General features: G+C 68.2%; 17 protein-coding genes, 1 tRNA gene and 1 pseudogene. 9 read left to right on the top strand and 10 right to left on the bottom strand.

Features of this window, described 5'->3' with window-relative positions; translation table 11 throughout:
• Positions 1-7: 7 nt before the first annotated feature.
• The 4 genes from rraA to THSYN_RS01095 all read right to left on the bottom strand — a co-directional run bounded on the left by rraA (position 8) and on the right by THSYN_RS01095 (position 5,708).
• A complete protein-coding gene (rraA, locus tag THSYN_RS01110; RefSeq protein ID WP_100917507.1) occupies positions 8-496 on the bottom strand; it encodes a ribonuclease E activity regulator RraA in 489 nt (162 codons plus the stop codon).
• A gap of 230 nt (positions 497-726) precedes the next feature.
• Complete coding sequence (locus tag THSYN_RS01105) at positions 727-4,140, bottom strand: bifunctional diguanylate cyclase/phosphodiesterase (RefSeq protein ID WP_100917506.1); 3,414 nt, start codon at positions 4,138-4,140, stop codon at positions 727-729.
• Positions 4,141-4,664: 524 nt separating this feature from the next.
• Positions 4,665-4,877, bottom strand: a complete 213-nt coding sequence (locus tag THSYN_RS01100; protein ID WP_100917505.1) for a hypothetical protein — start codon at positions 4,875-4,877, stop codon at positions 4,665-4,667.
• 51 nt (positions 4,878-4,928) lie between these two features.
• A complete protein-coding gene (locus tag THSYN_RS01095; protein WP_100917504.1) occupies positions 4,929-5,708 on the bottom strand; it encodes a zinc ribbon domain-containing protein in 780 nt (259 codons plus the stop codon).
• Positions 5,709-6,136: 428 nt separating this feature from the next.
• Between THSYN_RS01095 and THSYN_RS01090 the strand changes: the two genes are divergently transcribed.
• On the top strand, positions 6,137-6,754 hold the full coding sequence (locus THSYN_RS01090) for a 3'-5' exonuclease (protein WP_100917503.1): 618 nt from the start codon (positions 6,137-6,139) through the stop codon (positions 6,752-6,754).
• Positions 6,755-7,065: 311 nt separating this feature from the next.
• Here the strand turns inward: THSYN_RS01090 and THSYN_RS35600 are convergent.
• Positions 7,066-7,179, bottom strand: a pseudogene (locus THSYN_RS35600) (hypothetical protein); the annotation flags it as partial.
• A 284-nt stretch (positions 7,180-7,463) separates the two neighbouring features.
• Between THSYN_RS35600 and THSYN_RS01080 the strand changes: the two are divergent.
• The 5 genes from THSYN_RS01080 (at position 7,464) to queE (ending at position 11,492) form a co-directional block, all read left to right on the top strand.
• Entirely contained in the window at positions 7,464-8,195 is a 732-nt protein-coding gene (locus THSYN_RS01080) for a hypothetical protein (protein ID WP_100917502.1), read from the top strand.
• Positions 8,192-8,551 (top strand): hypothetical protein, encoded by a 360-nt coding sequence (locus tag THSYN_RS01075; RefSeq protein WP_100917501.1) that lies wholly within the window; start codon positions 8,192-8,194, stop codon positions 8,549-8,551. The genes THSYN_RS01080 and THSYN_RS01075 overlap by 4 nt, the downstream gene beginning before the upstream one ends.
• Before the next feature lie 511 nt (positions 8,552-9,062).
• Complete coding sequence (queC, locus tag THSYN_RS01070) at positions 9,063-9,758, top strand: 7-cyano-7-deazaguanine synthase QueC (protein WP_100917500.1); 696 nt, start codon at positions 9,063-9,065, stop codon at positions 9,756-9,758.
• A gap of 1 nt (position 9,759) precedes the next feature.
• Positions 9,760-10,854 carry a 6-carboxytetrahydropterin synthase gene (locus THSYN_RS01065; RefSeq protein ID WP_100917499.1) on the top strand — a complete coding sequence of 365 codons (1,095 nt, stop codon included), beginning with the start codon at positions 9,760-9,762 and terminating at the stop codon, positions 10,852-10,854.
• Complete coding sequence (gene queE, locus THSYN_RS01060; protein ID WP_100917498.1) at positions 10,851-11,492, top strand: 7-carboxy-7-deazaguanine synthase; 642 nt, start codon at positions 10,851-10,853, stop codon at positions 11,490-11,492. The genes THSYN_RS01065 and queE overlap by 4 nt, the downstream gene beginning before the upstream one ends.
• A gap of 40 nt (positions 11,493-11,532) precedes the next feature.
• Here queE and THSYN_RS01055 read toward each other — a convergent pair whose 3' ends face one another.
• The 5 genes from THSYN_RS01055 to THSYN_RS01035 form a co-directional block, all read right to left on the bottom strand.
• Positions 11,533-12,795 (bottom strand): type I restriction endonuclease, encoded by a 1,263-nt coding sequence (locus THSYN_RS01055; RefSeq protein ID WP_100917497.1) that lies wholly within the window; start codon positions 12,793-12,795, stop codon positions 11,533-11,535.
• Positions 12,792-13,034, bottom strand: a complete 243-nt coding sequence (locus tag THSYN_RS01050; protein WP_100917496.1) for a restriction endonuclease subunit S — start codon at positions 13,032-13,034, stop codon at positions 12,792-12,794. Before THSYN_RS01050 ends, THSYN_RS01055 begins: the two co-directional genes overlap by 4 nt.
• Positions 13,035-13,805: 771 nt before the next feature.
• Entirely contained in the window at positions 13,806-14,231 is a 426-nt protein-coding gene (locus tag THSYN_RS01045) for a hypothetical protein (protein ID WP_157817383.1), read from the bottom strand.
• A 119-nt stretch (positions 14,232-14,350) separates the two neighbouring features.
• A complete protein-coding gene (locus THSYN_RS01040; protein ID WP_236848762.1) occupies positions 14,351-15,403 on the bottom strand; it encodes a type I restriction-modification system subunit M N-terminal domain-containing protein in 1,053 nt (350 codons plus the stop codon).
• 67 nt (positions 15,404-15,470) lie between these two features.
• Positions 15,471-15,547: transfer RNA gene (locus THSYN_RS01035), tRNA-Arg, on the bottom strand.
• A 155-nt stretch (positions 15,548-15,702) separates the two neighbouring features.
• Between THSYN_RS01035 and THSYN_RS01030 the strand changes: the two genes are divergently transcribed.
• From THSYN_RS01030 to THSYN_RS01020, 3 genes are all read left to right on the top strand, one after another.
• Entirely contained in the window at positions 15,703-16,116 is a 414-nt protein-coding gene (locus THSYN_RS01030) for a DUF2177 family protein (protein WP_100917494.1), read from the top strand.
• A gap of 83 nt (positions 16,117-16,199) precedes the next feature.
• Positions 16,200-17,345, top strand: coding sequence for an SPOR domain-containing protein (locus tag THSYN_RS01025; RefSeq protein WP_100917493.1), 1,146 nt, complete (start codon positions 16,200-16,202; stop codon positions 17,343-17,345).
• Positions 17,346-17,435: 90 nt separating this feature from the next.
• Positions 17,436-20,759 carry a DEAD/DEAH box helicase gene (locus THSYN_RS01020; protein ID WP_216644658.1) on the top strand — a complete coding sequence of 1,108 codons (3,324 nt, stop codon included), beginning with the start codon at positions 17,436-17,438 and terminating at the stop codon, positions 20,757-20,759.
• Positions 20,760-20,772 lie beyond the last annotated feature (13 nt).

Raw genomic sequence — 20,772 nt, 5'->3', positions numbered from 1 at the left:
CTGCCTCTCAGTCCGCCGGGTGCAGTCGCGCGGCGGCGACCAGGATGCCGTCACCGTCCGCGTAGACCCAGTCACCGGGGGCGAAGCAGACCCCGGCGAAGGTGACCGGCAGGTCCCGCTGGCCCTCCCCGCGGCGCTGGCTCTTGCGCGGATTGGCGGCGAGCGCCTTGACGCCCAGGGCCATGCCGGCGAGTTCGTCGGTGTCGCGCACGCAGCCGTAGAGGATCACCCCGGCCCAGCCTTGAGCGACCGCGGACGCCGCGATCAGGTCGCCCAGCATGGCACAGCGCAGCGACCCACCCGCGTCCGCCACCAGCACCCGGGCGGCGCCCGGCTCCGCCAGGGCCGACTTGATCTGGGTGTTGTCCTCGAAGCACTTGACGGTGACCGCCGCGCCGCAAAAGGCGCGGTGTCCGCCGAAGTCGCGAAACAGGGGGTCACAGACCCGTACCCGGGTCTCGAACTGGTCGTAAAGGTCGGCGGTCTTGAAGCTCATGGCGATTGAATCCGGTCATTGTCCGCAAAATGAACGCCAATGACGTTCAAGGGACGGCGTTGGCGCAGGGTCCCCAAGCGCCCGATTGTTGGCGAACCGGTCCCTGGGAAACAATTAAAGCGGGCAATACCGATTATATGGTCCTCGGACGTGATAGCCGGACGCAGGCGCGGGTTTCAAACCCGCCCCTACACCAGGAGCCGGTCCTGATGTCAGGTGCGAAAGCGATCTCAACCCGCCGCGTCTGCCTGGCCCAGTACTCCCTCCTGCAGGGCCTGCAGACCGATGATGCACAGGTCGCGCGCGGCGACGAGGTCCGCGATCCGGCCCGCCGTCGGCTCCCCCTGGTCGCGGGCCGCCCACAGCGCCAGACCCCGCTCAGACACCGCCCGGTGCAGGGGCTCCAGTCGGCGAAAGTCGTCCCGAGCGCCGTAGAGTCGGCGCCCCTCCCCCTCGTACCAGTGCGCGAAGCCGCCGCGGGCGCCCTCCAGGGTCGCCGGCCTGGTCTTGGCGCCGGGGCCGACGGCACGGATCAGGCGCGCCACCCAGTCCCGATACTCGGACTCGGCGCTCAGCAGGTCCAGGGTCGCCCCGGACCAGGCGAAATCCGGGCTCAGGCGCCAGAGGGGCGGAAAGCGATAGCCCGCCACCCACTGCGGCAGCAGGGCCGCCGGCATGGGCTCCGCCACCCCATAGCCCTGCGCCTGATCACAGCCCATCCGCAGCAGCATCAGGCCGTGGGCGGCGGACTCCACCCCCTCGGCGATCACCTCGCGCCGGAAGGCGCGGGCCAGCCCCACGACCCCCTCGACGATGTTGCGGTCGTCCGGGGAGCGCAGCATATCGCGCACAAAGGTCCGGTCGATCTTGAGGACCTGGGCCGGCAGGCGCCGGAAATAGGTCAGCGAGGAATAGCCGGTGCCGAAGTCGTCGAGGGCGAAGGACACCCCCAGCCCAGCGCAGTGCTCGATGACACGGGCCACCGCCTCCAGGTCCACCAGTGCCTCGGACTCCAGGATCTCCAGCGACAGCGAGTCCGGCGCCAGGCCGGGGTGGCGCGCCAGGCGCTCGCCCAGGTCGTGGACGAACGACTCGCACTGAACGGAGCGGGCGGAGATGTTGAGGCTCAGCGACAGGTCGAGCCCCGCCTCCCGCCACTGCGTGAGTTGGCACAGACCCCGCTCCACCACCCACCAGTCCAGGCGCTGCTGCAGCGCGGTCCCGGCGAGGAGGGGAATAAAGGCGGCCGGCGGCAGCAGGCCCCGCTGCGGATGCTGCCAGCGCACCAGGCCCTCGGCCCCGGTCACCCGGCGGCGACGCATGTCCACCTGGGGCTGGTAATAGAGCACCAGTTCGTCGCCGTCGATGGCCGCGCCGATCTGCTCCAACTGGGAGTGACGGGCGCGGGCGCGCCGATCGCGGCTGGGATTGAAGAAGAGGCAGCGATTGCGCCCGCGCTGCTTCGCCCGGTACATGGCGTGATCGGCGTGGCGCAACAGGGTGTCGGCGTCGGCCGCGTCGTGCGGATACAGGGTGACCCCGGCACTGGCGGTGACCCGCAACTCCTGGTCCGCGACCTGGTAGGGCTGACCCAGGGCCGCGATCAGGGGATCGAGCACCCGGGCGCACGCCTGCGGGTCCTCGAAGCCGCCCAGGAGCAGGACGAACTCGTCCCCGCCCAGGCGCGCCACACTGTCGCTCTCGCGCACCTGCTGGCGCAGCCGGGCGGCGACGGCCTGCAGGATCAGATCGCCGACCTCCTGGCCATGGGCCTCGTTCAGTGACTTGAAGCCGTCCAAATCCAGCGAGCAGACGGCCAGTTCCGTCCCCCCCGCCATGGCCGCGCCCATGGCGGTACGCATGCGCTCGGCGAGCAGGACACGGTTGGGCAGGCCGGTCAGGGGGTCGAAGAGCGCCGCCTGCTCGACGCGTTGCCGACTTTCCACCAGCGACTGCGCGAACCCGCGCCGCTCCAGGGCGGCGCCGATCAGGTCCCCCAGGAGGCGCAGGGCGCGCACCTCCCCCTCACGCCACCCGCGCGGCGCGCGCGTCATCTCCGCCACCACGCAGCCCGCCAGCCCCGCCCCGACGCGCAGCGGCACCGCCACGATCGCGCACACACCCTGGGCTGCGAGGACCTGCCGGTCCTGCCCCCAGGCCTCGGGCAGGTGGTCCAGGTCGTCGATCTGGACCTCCTCCCCGTGGCGCAGGGTCTCCATCCAGCGGGGGAGTGCGGACACCGCAACGGCGTCCGCGCCCAGGCGCTGCTCAGGGATGTCCACCGCGCACCACTCATGGGTGGCGGTGAGCCCCTGGCCGTCCGCGCTCAACGCATAGAGACAGGCGCGCTCCACCTCCAGACGCCGGGCCAAGGCCCCCAGGACCCGGTCCAACACCTGATCCACCGCCTCCGGCTGGGCCGCCAGCAGGGTGCGCGAGGTCTCCGCCAGCATGGTTTCCAGGCCGACCAGATAGGTCAGGGTGCGCTCGGCCTCTTTGCGCTCAGTCAAGTCCGCCTGGGTCCCGATCATGCGCAACCCACGCCCTTCGGGGTCCCGGCGCGTGATCCGCCCGCGGCACTGAAACCAGCGCCAGGCATCATCCTTGGCACGCAGCCGGAACTCACACTCGAAGCCCGGCACCACGCCGGCCTGATGGCGGGCGAAGGCGCTGCGACAGGCGTCCAGGTCGTCCGGGTGCATCCGCGAGGTCCACTCGTCGAGGGCATCGCCGATCGCCTCCGGCGGCTCACCCAACTGCGCCTTCCAGCGCGGCGAGTAGAAGACCCGGTCAGTCGTCAGGTCCCAGTCCCAGAGGCCCTCGCCGGCCACGGACAGGGCGGCCTCCCAGCGCGCCTCGGCGTCCTGCCGGGCGACCTCCTGAGTGGCGCAGTGCTGGCCCAACTGATTCACCAAAGCGGACAGATCGGTCAGTTCGCTACGCCCATCGGCCGGCGGCGCGGCGTCCGGCTCCACGGCGCTCAGGGCGGCGTCGTCGCGCTGCTTGCGGGCGTGGCGCCGGTAGCGTCCGTAGGGGACCGACAGGAGCGACAGGGCCAGGGCCAGTCCACCCCCGTACACCCATGGGAGCCAACCGGCGGGCGCGAGGCGCTCCGCCCAGGCCGCCTGCTCCGCGGCCCGCAGATCGAGTTCCAGATAGAGCCGCCCGCCGGACCGGCCGGGCGCGGCCGGGGCGAGTGCGAGGGATGCACGCAGCAACCCGCCCCGCTGGTCCGGCTGCAGGGACAGGCGCGTCCCAGGGTCCAGGGCTGCGCCCCCGGTCGCCCCGGCGGCGGACAAGGGCTCCCGGGCCGCGCTCGGTCCCGCGTCGGCCCCGGGACCGACGGCAGTCAAAATTCGCCCGTCCGGGTCCTCCAAGGCCAGGACCCGCAGAAAGGGCTGCCCCGCATCCAGACTCAGGACCGCCCGCAGGAGCCCCGGCCGAGCGCCCGCCAGCTCATCGAGGGCGGCGGCCTGCCGCGACAGAATCTGCTCTGCCGCGCGCGACTGGGCCTCGAGGACGCGCTGCGGGATGCCGACGCGCTCCAGCAGGATCAGGTCCGCGGCGACCGACAGTGCCAACGTCAACAGCACCCACAGGACCGGCGCCCAGCCGTTGTGGCCATTGTTTCCCGCCGGTGTCACAGTGCCGCTCCTGCGGTGCGTCGGTCGGGCCGGGGCAATCGCAAGCGATACCGAACGCAAGCCGGGGCGGGCAGATGGTTGGGACTGCGGCAGTACATCGCGTCGGTATCCGGTACAAAGGGTCGGCGCCGCCATCGGGCCGACGGCACGCGCGGTCCGCAAGATTGAGGCCGCTCAGACGGTCAGCCGATGGGGATCGGCAAAGGCCGCGATGGTAACAGGCGCACAGGAGTCGACCAACGGTCTTCTTGTCTGATGAACGCTGGTGTCGCAAGGCTTCAGTCTGACCGTGGAAGTCAGGCCGGTCCCCGGCGGGAGCGGCTTCAGCCGCGACGCGATCGTGCAAGCCGCCGCGGCCGCGTCGCGGCCACGGTCCATGACCCCGGAACATGAAAGCTCCTTGGTGGGAACGGCATCCGGCCGCGATGTGGCGCCGCGTTCCCCACGCGGCCCGTCGCGGCGGAAGCCGCTCCCACCGCGGCGCGGCGCGACTTTCACGGTATAGGGCAATCGACGATGGATGCTCAGACGCTTCCAGTTCGTCGCGATTTTATCTCCGCGATGATTTCGCTTGCGGTCATGTCCCGGAACAGGCTCGCGCGCTCGGCGGTATAGTCCCCACTGCCGGCGCGAAATTGATTCAGGAAGCGGATGGTGTCGATGACTCCGACTTCTCTGATCAGCGCGTCCTTGGCGCGCTGATTGATCTCGGCGATCGGATGAATACATGCTGTCATTTAAGGGCCTCCGCTTCAGTCTTGAGCACCCCCCGCGATGATCCGGACGCCTCAGTCCTGCCTGTTCAGGTATCGCAACTGGCGCACCAGCAGCCAGGCGCCCCAGGTCAGGGCCAGCACCATGACGAGTACGCCGAGCAGGCGGCTGGTCTGGGCGAGGCCATGATCCAGGTGCAGCAGACCCGTCTCACCCAGGAGGTACTCCCAGTCGTGGAAGCCGTAGGGGGACGAATGGCCGAAGTTCCCGCCGAGCAGGGGCAATGCCCCCGCCCGCGCGTCGTTGATATAGGGGGCGATATCCAGAAAGTTCTCGCCGAACCACCACAGGGCCGCCGCGGCGCCGAAGGGGTCGCGGGTCTGGACGAGCAGGACGCCGCAACAGATGGCCGGCATCAGCAGTTGGCCCAGGGTCCCGCCGAGCGAGGCAATCCACTGCCCGAAGGGGCGAAACAGGATGTGCCCGAACTCGTGGAAGGGCAGGTTGACCAGATGCAGGTACGACGCCCCGACGGCGTTGCTCTCCACCGGGGCCAGCATCAGCACCAGCCCCCAGACCAGCAGCAAGGCCCACAAGACCGCGCGGCCGCTCAAGGCGAACCAATCGCCACCGGGCGCGGCCGGCAGCAAGAGCGAGTCCGTGCCCAGCGGCCGTGGGGCCACACCGGCTGACGGGCGCGCGTGGGACACCGGCGCCGCCGCAGGGGCCTGGGGCCGCGGATCGTCCCCGTCGGAGCGGGGGTGATATTTGAAGTATTTCGCGAAGACGATACCGCACCGGGAACAGATGAGGCTGTCGCCCGCCTGTTCGGCACCACACTTGGGACACTGCATCGGCACACCCTCCAGGCCACTGAACCTCGCTGATTCGATTGTAGCGAACCCGCACTGAGTCTAGGACCGCTACGCGCGCGTTGTTGGGCGTTGCGTCCAGGACCGGAGTTTCGGGGACGATATGCCTAGGTGAGGTCTGGATAACTTCGTACCCATACGACAAACCGGAGGTCGAGGCTTCAGCCGGACCCGGTGCCGTCGCCCGCTAAGGCGTCGGCCACCGGTCGAGTCGCCCCGATCACTTCGTGGTATAAAGTTCTTCGGAAACAGCCGTAGACGCCTGGCCGCCTGTACTCGACCCCGGCGGGGTGTAACCATCCCCGGCGCACACCCCATGCCCCGACATCGACCCATGAAGAACCCAGTGGTTCCGTCGACCGGCGGCCTGGACTCTACCACCGCGCGCCATCGCTTCCCGGAGGAACGACTTGGAAACCATCGCCGTCATCGATTTCGAGACCACCGGCCTATCCCCGCATTACGGAGATCGCGCCACCGAGATTGCCGCGATCCTGGTGCGCGACGGGCAGATCGTCGGCCAGTACCAGAACCTGATGAACGCCGGCGTGGCGATCCCCGGGTTCATCACGAGCTTCACGGGCATCACGACCGCGATGGTCCGCCAGGCGCCGCCCGCTCGGCAGGTGATGGCCGAGGTCGCGGACTTTGTCGGCGACTATCCACTGGTTGCCCATAACGCCTCCTTCGACAGCAAGTTCTGGGACGCAGAGCTGGCGCGGATCGGCCGCGCGCGGCGGCAAGACTTCATCTGCTCGATGCTGGTGGCCCGCCGCGTCCTCCCGCAGGCGCCCAATCATAAGCTCGGCACCCTCGTCGAATTCGCCAAGCTGCCCGTCACCGGCCGCTATCACCGCGCCCAGGCCGACGCCGAGATGACCGCACATCTGACGCTCTATCTGGAGCGGGAGCTGATGCGGCGATTTGGCCTCGCTGCGGTATCCTGCCGGTTGCTCGCCAAGATCCAAAAGACGCCGGCCAATCGGCTCGAGCACTGCGTTGCCGGGTTCGGCCAGCGGTGCGCATGAGGGGCGGCGCAGCGGCCCGATCGCCGCCGGCCACAGCACCAGCAGTCCAAGGCTTTACCGTGAAAGTCGCGCAGCGACGTTGTGGGAGCGGCCTCCGGCCGCGATGGGGCCTCGCAAACCGCCCCAAGGTTGCAGATTACCGCGGCGCCGCCATGCAAGACAGAAGCCTTACCATGAAAGTCCGGCCGGGACCCCGGTGGGAGCGGCTTCAGCCGCGACGAGACCGCGCGAGTTGCTGCGTCCCGCCAAGTCGCATCGGCGAGGGCGGCCAAGATGTCCTCGCGCTCCAGGCTGGGATGCAGCCCCAGCACGCTGTCGATCGACTCGCCCCAGGCCGGCAGGCCGATAATGGTGCCGACGGTGATGCGGATGCCCGGATACAGGGTTGAAACCGGTTGCCTGCGCGGGCACGGCTGCAAGGTCATTGTGCTTTAGGATCAGTGCTTTGTCTGGTAAGACATCGGCCTGCCTGGCATACCCGGACCGCCAAGCCGCCGTCAACCGCGCAGCCACTGCTCCAGAGACCCGCGCTGCGCAGGCGTCAGGTTCCCGGCCAGCGTCACCAACTGCACCAGACCCGCCGCGTGCCGCTCGGTCAGCCGCCCGGCAGACGAAATGATCTACACCTATCCGCCTGCATGGAATCGGTGCTTAAGAAGTACACTGCGAGGGACGAGGCGTGGAAAGACAACCAGCAGAACCAAAACTGATGCGCATCCTGATCGTGACATCCTGCACCGGCCAGAAGACGGTCGCGCATCCGCAAGGGCTGACCGGTGACGACTTCGCCCAAGGCTCCGCTCATGTGCAGGAGCGCGAGGTCGCCCTCGCCGACTGCCTCACCCCCGCCCGCGACCTCTACCGGGGTCAGCAGCATGTTCGCCTGATGCGCGGGGTCAAGGGCGTGGCGGGTAGACTGGAGACCCACCTTCAGGTCGTCTCGGCCGGCTATGGACTGATCCGCGGGGAGCGAAAGATCGCACCCTATGAGTGCACCTTCAGCGGTCGCGGCAAGGCTGACCTGCGCGCCTGGGCCGACCGGCTCGGTATCCCCACCGCCTTCCGCGCCCTGATGGCGGACCCCTACGACCTCTGTCTGTGGCTACTGGGGGACGACTATCTGGCGGCCTGCGGGATCGACTCCCGGCTGCGGCTCGCCTCGCCCACCATCGCCTTTTGTGGGAGTACCACCAGCCGCAACCTGCCGCCACTCGCGGGGCTCACGGCCGTCGTCCTCGGCAACCCCGAGGCCAGGCGCTTCTCCTGCGGTCTGGTGGCACTCAAGGGTGACATCGCCGCCCGCCTGCTCACCCGGCTCGCCGAAACCCCGGACCTGCTGCCGACCCTGATCCATCCGGACACCGACCTCTTGGGACTGCTCGATAGTGACCAACAACACCGCCGTCGTGCGTCGCCAAGGGCCAAGTCGATCCCGGAATGAGCCTCACCACCTTTCTGCAGCGCTCTCTTGCATCCAAGGTCCCGGCGGGCTGGCAGTCCTCCCACGAAGTTCCCCTATTATCGAAGGAACTGGAAAAGAGGCTTGGATTCTCGCCGCGCGCGGATGTGCTGTTGAAGAATGCAGCACTCGATAGACGCATTTGGATCGAGTTTGAAATCAGTCGCGCCGATCCTGCCGCCAATCATCTGAAATTCGCCGTCGGACACCTGTTTTTCGCCCAACCATCGGGCGACGCCTTTGTTTCGATGGTCAGCCATCACGTCGCGGCGGGTCGCACGAACCTTGGCGCGACAGCGGTCATTCTGATGCGCAGGCTCGGCATGCAAGCTTACTGAATCGTTTAGGTTACCAACTCCTGGAAGCTGGTGCGTTTCCGCAGGTGCAGGCGCAATTCGAGCATTGGCTTGCCGCGCACGAGCAGCATGTTCGCGTACATCCTCGAAGCGCACATATTCTGCTGCCCATAAGATTCTAGATTCGTTTTGCAATCCTGGCCCCGCCCAAGTGCGTCACCTACTCCGTACAATCAAATCGCTGTCCGCAGGCAGTGCACTGCCTCTTGAACTCTTGCTCAATTTGGCGGCCGACAGGCACTGTGGGGGGTGTCGAGATCACCGCCGCCGATGCTGGACGGGTCCTGCTCAAATTGCAACGGTCTCGCTGGAATCTGCAGGACACGCGTGAGGACCGCTACCCTGACCCCCGCGGGTAGACACCGAAGCAAATGGCTCGCGGCCCCCAAGGCTGAAGCCTTGGACTCCTGGCCGCTTGCACTCAACCCCGGCGGGGTGTGACCATCCTCGGTTACCGGTTATCCTTCCCCGACCCGATCCCTGACCTCGACCCATGAAAAACGCAGTCATCCTGTTGAGCGGCGGCCTGGACTCCACCACCGTGCTCGCCATCGCCAAGCACGAGGGCTTCGCGCCCTACGCCTTGTCCTTCCGCTACGGCCAGCGCCACCTGGTGGAGCTTGAGTCCGCCCAGCGGGTCGCGGCGGCGCTCGGCGTGGCCGAGCACGTCATCGCCGACATCGACCTGCGCCGTTTCGGCGGCTCGGCCCTGACCGCGGACCTCGCCGTGCCCAAGGGGCGCGACCCGACGGCGCTGGGGGAGGGCATCCCCATCACCTATGTACCGGCGCGCAATACGGTGTTCCTGTCCTTCGCGCTCGCCTGGGCGGAGGTCCTGGGGGCGGGCGACATCTTCATCGGGGTCAACGCGCTCGACTACTCCGGCTACCCGGACTGCCGGCCCGAGTACATCGCGGCCTTCGAGCGGATGGCGAACCTGGCGACCGCGGCCGGGGTGCAGGGGCGCCAGCGCCTCAAGATCCACGCGCCGCTGATCGACCTGACCAAGGCCCAGATCATCCGGCGCGGCCTGGCGCTCGGGGTGGATTACGGGCTCACCAGCAGTTGCTATGACCCGGGGGCGGACGGGCGCCCCTGCGGCCAGTGCGACTCCTGCCAACTGCGGGCCAAGGGCTTTGCCCAGGCGGGCATCGCGGACCCGCTGGCGGCCCGCTTCGGGGGCGCCTGAGATGGACGACCGGGTCTTCCATCTCGCCGCCGCGCCCTTCGAGGCCGCCCGCCGGGTCGCCATACTCCCGGCGGGGCACCGCGCGCGGCGCCTGCACGGGCACGGCTTCCGCGCCCGGGTGCGGGCCGCGCTGCCCGCGCACTGGGCGCCCTTCCCCGGGGGCGAGACCGTGGCCCTGGGCGATGCACTCAGGGCCTGTGTCGCCGACCTCGACTACCGGGACCTCAACGAGCACCTGGCCATCCCCACCGACGAGAACCTGGCCCGCTGGATTCGCGCCAGACTCGGGGTGCCTGGCGTTGCGAGTGTCGGCATCCGCAGCACCCGCGACCAGGGCGCGGACCTGGACGCGCTGGACCACGCCCACCTGTGGCGGCGCTTTCGCTTCGAGGCGGCGCACTGCCTGCCCCGGGTCCCCGCCGGCCACCCCTGCGGGCGCATGCACGGCCACGGGTTCGAGGTCATATTACACGCCGATCAGGACCTTGCCGGCCAGGACATGGGGCTGGATTTCGACCATCTCGGGTCGGTCTGGGCGCCGCTCCAGGCCGAACTCCATCTGGGTTGCTTAAACGACCTCGCGGGCCTGGAGAACCCCACCAGCGAACTGCTCGCGCACTGGCTCTGGCAGCGCCTCAAACCCGCCCTGCCGGCCCTGTCCTGGGTCAGCGTCTACGAGACCGTCACCGCGGGCTGTCACTACGACGGCGCCCATTACCGCATCTGGAAGGAGCAGCGCTTCGAGGCCGCCCTGCGCCTCACCGCGGCCCCCGCGGCTGATCCGCGGCGGCGCCTGCACGGGCACAGCTATCTGCTGCGCCTGCATCTGAGCGCACCGCTGGATCAGGTGCTCGGCTGGACGGTCGACTACGGCGATGTCAAGGCGCTGTTCAAACCGGTCTATGACCGACTCGACCACCACCGGCTCGATGAACTGCCGGAGCTCGCGGCGGCCGATGGCGCCGGTCTCGTGCACTGGATTCGGCGCCACTGCACCGCCGCGCTGCCCGCGCTCGACCGCATCGACCTGTACGAGACCCCCGGCTGCGGGGTCAGCCTGTGCTGGGGCGACCTGGGGCCGGCCCTGCCGTCATGACCTATCTGGTCAAGGAGGTCTTCTACAGCCTCCAGGGCGAGGGCGCCCGCACCGGGCGGGCAGCCGTGTTCTGCCGCTTCGCGGGCTGCAACCTCTGGTCGGGACGCGACGAGGACCGCTCCCGGGCGGTCTGTACCTTCTGTGACACGGACTTCCGGGGGACCGACGGGGTCGGCGGCGGGCGCTACCCGGACGCCGCCCGACTCGCGGCGCGGGTCCGCGCCGCCTGGCCCGCACCGGCCGCGTCCGGTGCCGTCCCCTATGTGGTCTGCACCGGCGGGGAGCCGCTGCTGCAACTGGACCCACCCCTGATCGCGGCCCTGCACGCCCAGGGCTTCGAGATCGCGGTGGAGACCAACGGCACCCGCACCGCCCCGCCCGGGATCGACTGGGTCTGTGTCAGTCCCAAGGCCGCCGCCGGGCTGCGACTGCTGGCCGGTCAGGAACTGAAGCTCGTCTATCCGCAAGCGGACGCGCCCCCGGAGCGCTTCACCAACCTCGCCTTTCGGCACTTTTTTCTCCAGCCGATGGACGGCCCGGACTTGGCCGCCAATACCGCGCGCGCCATCGCCTACTGCAAGGCCCATCCGCGCTGGCGCCTGAGTCTGCAGACACACAAGCTGTTGGGGATTCCGTGACCGCCCCTCCTGCGGTCCTGATCCGCACAGCGTTGTGTAGTCATGGTCTCAGACCACCAGGTACAAGCGATCGTCGTTCTGCCGCGTGTTCATACCCGTCCTGCCAGTCGCTGGCCGGAGCCGGGGCATCCTGCCCCGGCATTGGACCCGCGACCAGCCCATCGTGCCGGTCGTTCGCCAGCGTCCCGTCGGGTTCGTCCTCGGCCGCGGCCGGAAGCGCCTCGCCCTCGAGGTCCGAAAGGCCGGATCCCGCACCCAGGATCGCCTTCATCTCCCGCGCCGTCTCGCCGGTCTGGCTGGAATGGGCCTCGTCCACGATGATCGCGTAACGGCGGCCGGCGATTTGCGCCTTCCAGGCGTCCGCCTGCTCGCGCGCGCTCGCGGACGGTGCATCGACGCTCGCGGCCCCGGCCGCACGCAGCAGGCCGCGCAGGACGAATGGAAACATCTGCAAGGTCGTGATGACGATCTTGGTTCCCGGACCTTGCCCTTGGCGTCCTCCTGCTTCTCCATCCTTGCGCTCGATGAACATGAAGCTGCCCAGAATCTCCAGCAGCCCCTCCCGGGCCAGGACCTCCTCCCAGAAATGGCCCGTGCGATAACCCGACGGGTGCGCCGGGTTCCCGGCCCCGCAGCGGATGGTTCCGGGGTCACTGCCCCGGTTGAAGGGCAGGAAGCGCGTGCGCTCCCCCAGCAGACGGGTCGTCATGTGCACCTCGTCCGGGTCCACCGCGAAGTGCACCAGGGCACGCGCCTTGCACTGGAACAAGGGGGCATTGGGGTCACGGTCCTCGCGATACTGCTTCACCGCGTGCCGCCAGGTCTGGCCAGTACCTGGGTTCTTCAGTTCGCAGCTCCCGATGGGCAGCCCATTGAGCGCCAGCAGCATATCCAGGGTCTCGCCGCCCTTGGCATGGCACGGCACCTGCCGCGTCACCGTAAGCGGATTCTTGCCGAAGAGTTCGACCACGGTCGCGTTCAGCCCGTGTGCCGGCTTGAAATAGGCCATACGCAGGGTCTTGCCGTGGAACTTGAAGCCGCGGCGCAGGACATGCAGCATCCCCTTGAGGTCCAGTTCCTTGGCCAGGGCCGCGGCCACCCTGGTCCCCAAGGCGTCGCCGTGCAGGTCGTGGAGCTTCTGCCACAGGACCGGCTGTGAGTCCTCAAGAAAGGCGCAGACCCGGGCAGGGAAGAGCGCCAGGTGCCGATCCCATTCGGCTAAGTTGCCCCGCTCCCAACCGCCCTGGGTCAGCAGCATCTGCTCGCAATAGGACTCGAAGGCGTGCTCGTTGGTCTGGCTCATCGCGATCCTGCCCTCTTGTCTATGTTCAACGCTCGTCGTTCGTAGGATGGGTAGAGCGCAGCGAAACCCATCGCGACGGCCTCGGGAGCGGCACAGTTGCCCGCTGCCTGCCAGCCGCGCACGTCGATCTTGCCGGTGACGGCGGCGGTGATCAGGGCGGAGCGGTATTCCTCCAATTCGCCGATAGCATCGCGCATCCGCCCTTCGACGGCCCGGAAACGGGTCTCCTGCAATGCCATCCAGTCCAGGATTGCGCGCTGCTCCGGCAGCGGCGGCAGCGGGAAGGCGAAATCCTTGATCTCTCGGACGGCAAACCGCGGATCGCAGTACGCGAAATCAGGGCTTTCCGTTTGTCGTTGAGCCGGCCGATCAACTCCTGCTTTTTCCCGATCAAGCAGTTGACCTTCGCAATACTCACGTCGAGAAAATCGGCAATCGCCAACTGCTCCCCTCTTCCGGGAAAACAGATCGGACGCCGAGCCATGACCGAAAGAGGAATTCGATAACGGGTCGATCCAGCGCCTTATAATTGCGCATCAGTAATCGCCCCGGCACTGAGCTGATACGCAAGGAATTTTGGGGAAACGCGATTCGTGTCAAGCCGGAACCGGAAACAGTCGGCCTTGACCAGACATGGTGCGATATCCTTTGGAGCTACACATGCCCTGCCGACAAGATTATTATCATCCCCTAGCCCTGCAATCAATAGATCGCCTTCCTGAACTTCGTGCCCCAGCAATTCTAGCAAGGCATAATCCGAATCCAAATAGGCTTCGTCTCTGTTATCGAACGCAGCAGCTTTGATATTTTGCAGTCGAACTACCCGTGTACCGCTGTCCGTGTAGTGTTCGCTCTTTATTCCAGAACCGAAAGGTCCATCGCATCGGTCAAGAGTTACGCGCGCGAGCGTTAGTCTGATTCAATGGGCGGGAATGTCACCCAACCACTCGACTCCACTTGCCTTATACTCGGGATAAGCTTGCCATTTCATCGCCAGAACCTCCCCGGACTCAAAACCAGACTTCGGCCAAGGTACGCGGTGCCTTGGCGTCAGTTCCCGTCCGATCGACCTCCGCAGCGATGAAGGCCCAAGACCCGGGTTGCCCCAAATCCAGCACCTTCCAGTCAACCTCCTGAGTCCGAGTGTCGAGTGAATGCCACTCGCCGCCCCGGCGCTCCAGGTCGATCTCCAGGGTAATCTCGTGAGTGCCGAGCGACCACTCCACCTGCACGCCGCCCTCTGCGGTCGGATAGAGATAGAACGGCGAAAGCGCGAGGTGATAGTAGGATTCAATGCACTGCGCCAGCCAACGCAACCCCTGCGGGCTCGGCGCAACTCCGTGACCGTCGAGCCAGCCGTTCTGGAGCTTGCACAGATCGTCAAACCGGGCGTTCAACCGGTTGGAGTCCAAAACTCTAGGACGTAACGTACTCATGCAGTCACCTCCGACAAGAGAGTCAATATCTCCTGCTCCAGCCGCTTGATGTCGCACTCGATCTCGGGCAGCGGGCGCGGCGGCTCGTAGCGGTAGAAGTGGCGGTTGAGCGGGATCTCTTAGCCGATCCGGGTCTTCTCGTGATCGATCCAGGCGTCCGACACATGGGGCAGGACCTCGCGCTCGAAGTAGGTCTGGATCGCTTCAGTCAGGGGCACGATCTCGGTATCGCGCAACTCCAGAGCGGGCTCCGGGTTGCCTTGGGCGTCGGTGCAGATGGCGGCCTGGTCGTCGCGCTCGCTCAGGGCGGCAAGGATCAGCTTGCGCTCGGGCAACGAGAGCTTCAAGCCGGTCGCGCGCACCGCGGCGCTGATGGCCGCCTGAAACTCGGCGCGGTCCATAGAGACCGTGAGACGCTTGTCCCGCCCGTCGATGTTGAACACACGGCTGTCGTCGTGCCGGCAGTTGCCATGGATGCGGGTGATCTCCCCGATATGGTCCGGCTCGCCGGGCTCGTCGGGGTCCCCGATCTTGTTGCGCTTGTTCCCCAGGCTCTTCTTCATGATGTCGCCGCGCCGGATGTTTTCTGCCTCTTCGCCTTTGATCAGCATGTCCTCGCGCGGGGTGAAGTGCTCCCCGGCCTCCTCGTTGGCCTGCTCGGCGCCGATCCGGATCAGTTCCTCGAAGCAATAGCCCATCTGCATGTGGTCGACGCGCTGCGCCGACAGGTCCACGCGCGGGTCACAGAACGCCTTGACGACCTTGAACAGGATGTTCTTATCGGCCATCTTCGCGAGCTGCTGCTCGAAGCCGAAGCGCTCCATGATGGTCCGCACGTTGGGCGAGAAGGCGTCGATGTAGGCCGTGAGGTTGGGCGCGAGCTGGTTGGGATCGTCGAGCAGACGGGGGAAGTCGAGCCGGCTCGTGTTGTAGAAGCTCAAACCCGCGGCCTGCTGCAGGAGGCGCTGACGCAGGGTCTCCGGCTTTCCCAGGTTGGCCCGGTGGACGGCCAGCACCGCCCGCTTGGTCGGCGCCAGGATGCAGTCGAAACTGCGCAGGACGGTCAGCGGCAGGATGACCTTGCGGTACTCGTTGCGCTTGTAGGGACCGCGCAGCAGGTTGCAGATGTCCCAGATGAAGGCGGCGAGGTGGGCGTGGGTCTCCGTGTTCACGGGCGTCTGAAGGCTTCCTGTGATCAGGCAGCGCGGCGCGCTGTCCGCGGAGGTAACGCGCGCTAAGTGGTGCCCTCGGCGGGAATTGAACCCACGACCTATCGCTTAGGAGGCGATCGCTCTATCCAACTGAGCTACGAGGGCAAATGGGAGGACGGACGGCGCGGCTGGCTGCCGTGGGCAGCGGGCAGGCCCGGTCCCCTAGTGTAACCGAGCGGGCCGGTCGAGGCATCCGCAAGATCGGAGTAGCATCCGGGTCAGACACGCCCTCCAACCGCAGCCCCCACGAGGTCCTTACCATGACTGCCACCGCCTACCTGAAGCTTTACCTACTGACGGTCCCGGTCTTTCTGGCCATCGACATGGTCTGGCTCGGGTTCATCTCCCGGGACTTCTACCAGCAGTACCTGGGCTACATCCTGAGCCCCACGGTGAACTGGCCCGCCGCGATCATCTTCTATCTTCTGTTCGTGGTCGGCATCATCTATTTTGCGGTGGCGCCGGCCCTGGCCCAGGGGTCCTGGCGGCGCGCGGCGCAGAACGGGCTCCTGTTCGGCCTTTTCACCTATGCGACCTATGATCTGACCAACCTGGCCACGCTGCCCAACTGGCCGCTGACGGTCGTGCTGGCCGACATCCTGTGGGGCATGGCCCTGTGCGGCAGCGTGGCCACCCTGAGTTATCTGATCGGTCGGCGCCTGACGCGCGCTTGACAGGAACGGCTTCTTGAGTGTTTGCGGCGCTGGGGCGAATCCTGGATCATGGGCTACCTCCATCGAACGGCGCGGGAACCACCATGGCCGAGACCCTGGGACCGGGAGTCCTTGACGACCCCTTTGCACCGGATTTGTCACTCGAAGAGCGGCTGCGGGCCCTGGAGTCCGCTTGGGCGGAGCCAGGCCCCGTCCACCCGGGGGCGGATCGGCACCTGGCCGACCAGTCCGCCCGCCTGGAGGCACTGGCCGCCGAGGTCGCGGCCCAGCGCGAGCGCTTGCGCGATCAGGAAAAGGCCATGGTGGAGCGGATCGCCGATGTGGATGACGACCGCCGCCTGACCAGTTCTCAACTGCAGCGCGGGTGGCAGGCCCAGCGCGAGGAGTTCGAGACCCGGTGGCGCCGCCACAACCGTGCCGGGTTGCTGGTGCTCGCCCTGGCCCTGGCCGGGGTCGGTCTGTTCGCGCTCTACGCCCACACACGCCACACGGCCGCCGCCGTCGCGCTCGCGAGCCTGCGCCAGGAGGTGCAGCGCCTCTCCGGCATCGCCCAGCAGGAGACCGAACTGCAAGAGCGGGTGGCGACCCTGACCGCCACCGTGGGCGAGCTCTCCAGCCGGCCGCGCCGGGGGGGCAAGGACCCAGGCCCGGGGGCCGAGGGGACGGTCCCGGCGGAACGCCTGGAGCGTCTGGCGGCCGAGCAGCGGCGCCAAAGCGGCGAGTTGGAGGCCCTGCAGCGCGGCCTCCAGTCACTGGTCAGCGCGATGCCGTCCCGCCCGGGTCCGACCTTGGACGCCCCCCCGGTGACGGCCCCGGACACCGGGGCGCGCCCACCCAAGCCGGCGACGCCTGAGCCGGAGCCGGCATCGGTGCCGGCCGCGCGCCCCGAGAGCGGCCCTGACGCGGCCGCCCCGGTGCCCCCGCGCATTAGCAAGACGTCGATTACGGACCGCCCCTTCGCCCTCCAACTCATGGGCGGCTACAGCCGGGACAAGATCCTGGAGCTGGCGCTGCGCCCGGACCTGCCGGACCCGGTCTATCTGAGTGAGGAGACCCGCCGGGGACGCCCCTGGTTTGTGCTGATCCACAGCCTGCACGCCAACCGTGCGGAGGCTCAGGCGGCCCTGGCGAAACTGCCTACCGGGTTGCGCTCACCGTCGCCCTGGATTCGCGACCTGCCCCGCGGGACCGACCTGGAGATCGTCAAACGGGGGGCCGCCCGCCACTGACGGCTTGCCGCGAGCGGCCTGAGGCCGCCGCCCGAAGCCGGGAGGCCGATCTTTCTCGCCCCATGGGCAAAGGCGCCGGAACCGGCGACAATGGCCGGTCGCTTTGACTGCCTTGTGCGCTACGCCATGCCCCGCCCCCTGACCCGAGATGACATCCGCCACGCGATCGACCTGAGTTCCTTCAACCGGGGCCTGCACTATTTCCGGCAGGGGATGGTCATCGACCTCACGGAGGAGCGGCGCGACGCCGAGGGCGTCAGCCTCCAGGCACGGGTGCGCGGCAGCGGCGGGCGCTTCTATCGCCAGTTGATCTTCATCCCCGCGAACCCCGACAAACGCGACCTCACCGGCTCCTGCGGCTGCCCCGTGGGCTACAACTGCAAGCATGTGGCCGCCGCCTGTCTCGCCTACGAGGAGCGTGAGCGCCAGTTCCAGCCGACGGACGGCAGCGCCGCCACCGAGTTCCTCAAGCGCTGGCTGACCAGGGTGGTGGCGGCCGGCCAGGAGCCGGCCGCGGTCGCCGACGCCGAGCGCCTGGTCTATGTGCTCCAACCGGGCCCGACCGACCCCCAGGGGGTCGCGGTGGAACTACGGGTGGCCAAGCCGCTGCGCCGCGGCGGGCTCTCCAAGGGCCGCCAGGCGAATCTGTATAACCTGTTGCACGGCTACTCCACCCCCGAGTATCTGGTGGCGGCGGACCATGACATCCTGGGGATGCTGCGCGCGGTCTCCGCCGGTCAGTGGATCAGCAGCGTCCCGCTCACCGGTCTGAATGGCCGGGTCGCCCTGCTGCGGATGATCGGCACCGGCCGCTGCCATTGGCAGGCCGTGGAGGCGACCCCCCTGGGCCTGGGGGCACCGCGAGACCTGCAAATGGACTGGCACGAGGGCGCCGACGGGCTCCTGACCCTGGGGCTCGGCGTGGTACCGGCGGCCCGGCTGCTGCTCCTGGAGCCGCCGCTGTATCTGGACCTGGCCGGGCATCTGGTCGGCCCCTTGGAGTCCGGGGGGCTCAGTGCCGCGCAACTGCGCGAGGTCCTGGCCGCCCCGCGCCTGCGCGCCAGTCAGGCGGAGGCCATCGCCCGCACCCTGGTGCTGGAGTTCCCCCAGTTGCCCCTGCCGACCCCGGTGCCGGTGCCGGTGACCGAGGTCGCGACCGCCCCGGCCACCCCCTGGCTGACCCTGACCTGCGATACCCTGGCGGGTGCCGCGACCGACCAGCTCAACCTCGATTTCGACTACGCCGGCCATCGCGTCCCCGGCCTGCCGGCGCTCACCCACAGCGTCCTGCCCGGCGGCGGCGGCACCGTGCGCATCCATCGCGACCTGGACGCGGAGCGCGGCGCCCTGGACACCCTGGCGGGGCTGGGTTTCGTCCCGGCCGTGAACACCCCGCAGCGCGCCGGCGGCCATCGGCTGCTCCCCGCCGCCACCAACCCCATCGAGCGCGCCGGCCACTGGTCGGCCCTGCTGCGCGACGGCCTCCCGGCCCTGGCGGCGGCCGGCTGGCGGGTGGACATCGCCGACAGCTTCCGCCTGCGCTTCGAGACGGCGGACTGGGACCTGGAGGTGGAGGAGGAGGCCGAGTCCGGGGGCAACGACTGGTTCGGCCTGCGCTTCGATCTCGATCTGGGCGGGCGGCGCATCCCGCTGCTGCCGATCATCGCCCCCCTGCTGGAGTTGGGTCTGGACGCGGAACTGCCGCAGATCATCAGCCTGCCCCTGGACCCGACGGGGACGGACCCCGCGGCGGCCCACCGCTATGTCGATCTGCCGGCGGCCCGTCTCAAACCCTTCATCGCGATCCTGCGCGACCTCTTCGACCGCGCCGCGCCGGGGGCGGACGGGCAACTGCGGATCTCGCGCTTCGACGCGGGGGCCTTAGCCGAACTCGAGGCCCAGGGCTATGCCATCCGCGGGGCCGAGCGGCTGCGCGAACTGGCCCGGCGCCTCAAGGACTTCACCGGCATCGAGTCGGTCGAGCCCCCGGCCGGGCTCACCGTGGAACTGCGCCCCTACCAGCGGCGCGGGCTCGACTGGCTCCAGTTCCTGCGCGCCTGGAACCTGGCCGGCATCCTGGCCGACGACATGGGGCTCGGCAAGACCGTCCAGGCCCTGGCCCACCTGTTGGTGGAAAAGGAGGCCGGGCGGCTCGACCGCCCCGCCCTGGTGGTCGCCCCCACCAGCCTGATGGGCAACTGGCGCCGCGAGGCGGCGCGCTTCACCCCGGCCCTGCGCACCCTGGTCCTGCACGGCTCCGACCGGCACCAACTCTTCGATCGGATGCCCGATCATGACCTGGTGCTGACCACCTACCCCCTGCTGTCGCGCGACCAGGAGCGCCTGGCCGAGCAATCCTTCCACAGCCTGATCCTCGATGAGGCGCAGTCCGTCAAAAACCCCAAGTCCCAGGCCGCCGCCGTGGTCCGGGCGCTCAAGGCCGATCACCGGCTCTGTCTCACCGGCACCCCTATGGAGAACCACTTGGGCGAGTTGTGGACCCAGTTCGACTTTCTGATGCCCGGCTTCCTGGGGGATCAGGGCAGCTTCAAACGGCTCTGGCGCACCCCCATCGAACAGCACCACGACCATGAGCGCCACGGCCGCCTGGCGCAGCGCATCGCCCCCTTCATGCTGCGCCGCCGCAAGCAGGACGTGGCGACCGAACTGCCGCCCAAGACCGAGATCATCAAGAGCGTCACGCTCGGTGAGGCCCAGGCGGCACTCTACGAGGGCATTCGCCTGTCGATGGAGAAGCGGGTGCGCGAGGCGATCGCCGCCCAGGGACTGGCACGCAGTCACATCACGATCCTGGATGCGCTGCTGAAGCTCCGCCAGACCTGTTGCGACCCGCGCCTGCTGCGGATCCCGGCCGCCGCCCGGGTCAAGGAGTCCGCCAAGCTGGAACTGCTGATGGACCTGCTGCCGGAGCAATTGGAAGAGGGCCGACGCATCCTGCTCTTCTCCCAATTCACCAGTATGCTCGCCCTGATCGAGACCGAACTCGAGGACCGCGGCATCCCCTATGCCAAGCTCACCGGCCAGACGCGCAAGCGCGACGAGGCCATCGACGCCTTTCGCTCCGGCGCGGTGAGCCTGTTCCTCATCAGCCTCAAGGCCGGCGGCGTGGGACTCAACCTCACCGAGGCCGACACCGTGATCCTCTATGACCCCTGGTGGAACCCGGCGGTCGAGTCCCAGGCGGCGGACCGGGCGCATCGGATCGGCCAGGACAAGCCGGTCTTCGTCTATAAGCTCGTGACCGAGCAGACGGTGGAGGAGCGCATCCTCTCCATGCAGGAGCGCAAACGCGCGCTCGCTGCCGGGGTCTATCAGGAGGCGGCGGGGGAGCCGGATTTGGGCTTCAGCGGGGCGGACCTGCAGGCATTGTTTGCGCCGTTGGCGCAGACCTAGGTCCACTTTAATC

Source organism: Candidatus Thiodictyon syntrophicum (assembly GCF_002813775.1).
GTDB classification, from domain to species: Bacteria; Pseudomonadota; Gammaproteobacteria; order Chromatiales; family Chromatiaceae; genus Thiodictyon; species Thiodictyon syntrophicum.
The sequence above is the reverse complement of the archived record's forward strand: the minus strand, read 5'-3'. Positions and strand labels throughout refer to the sequence as shown.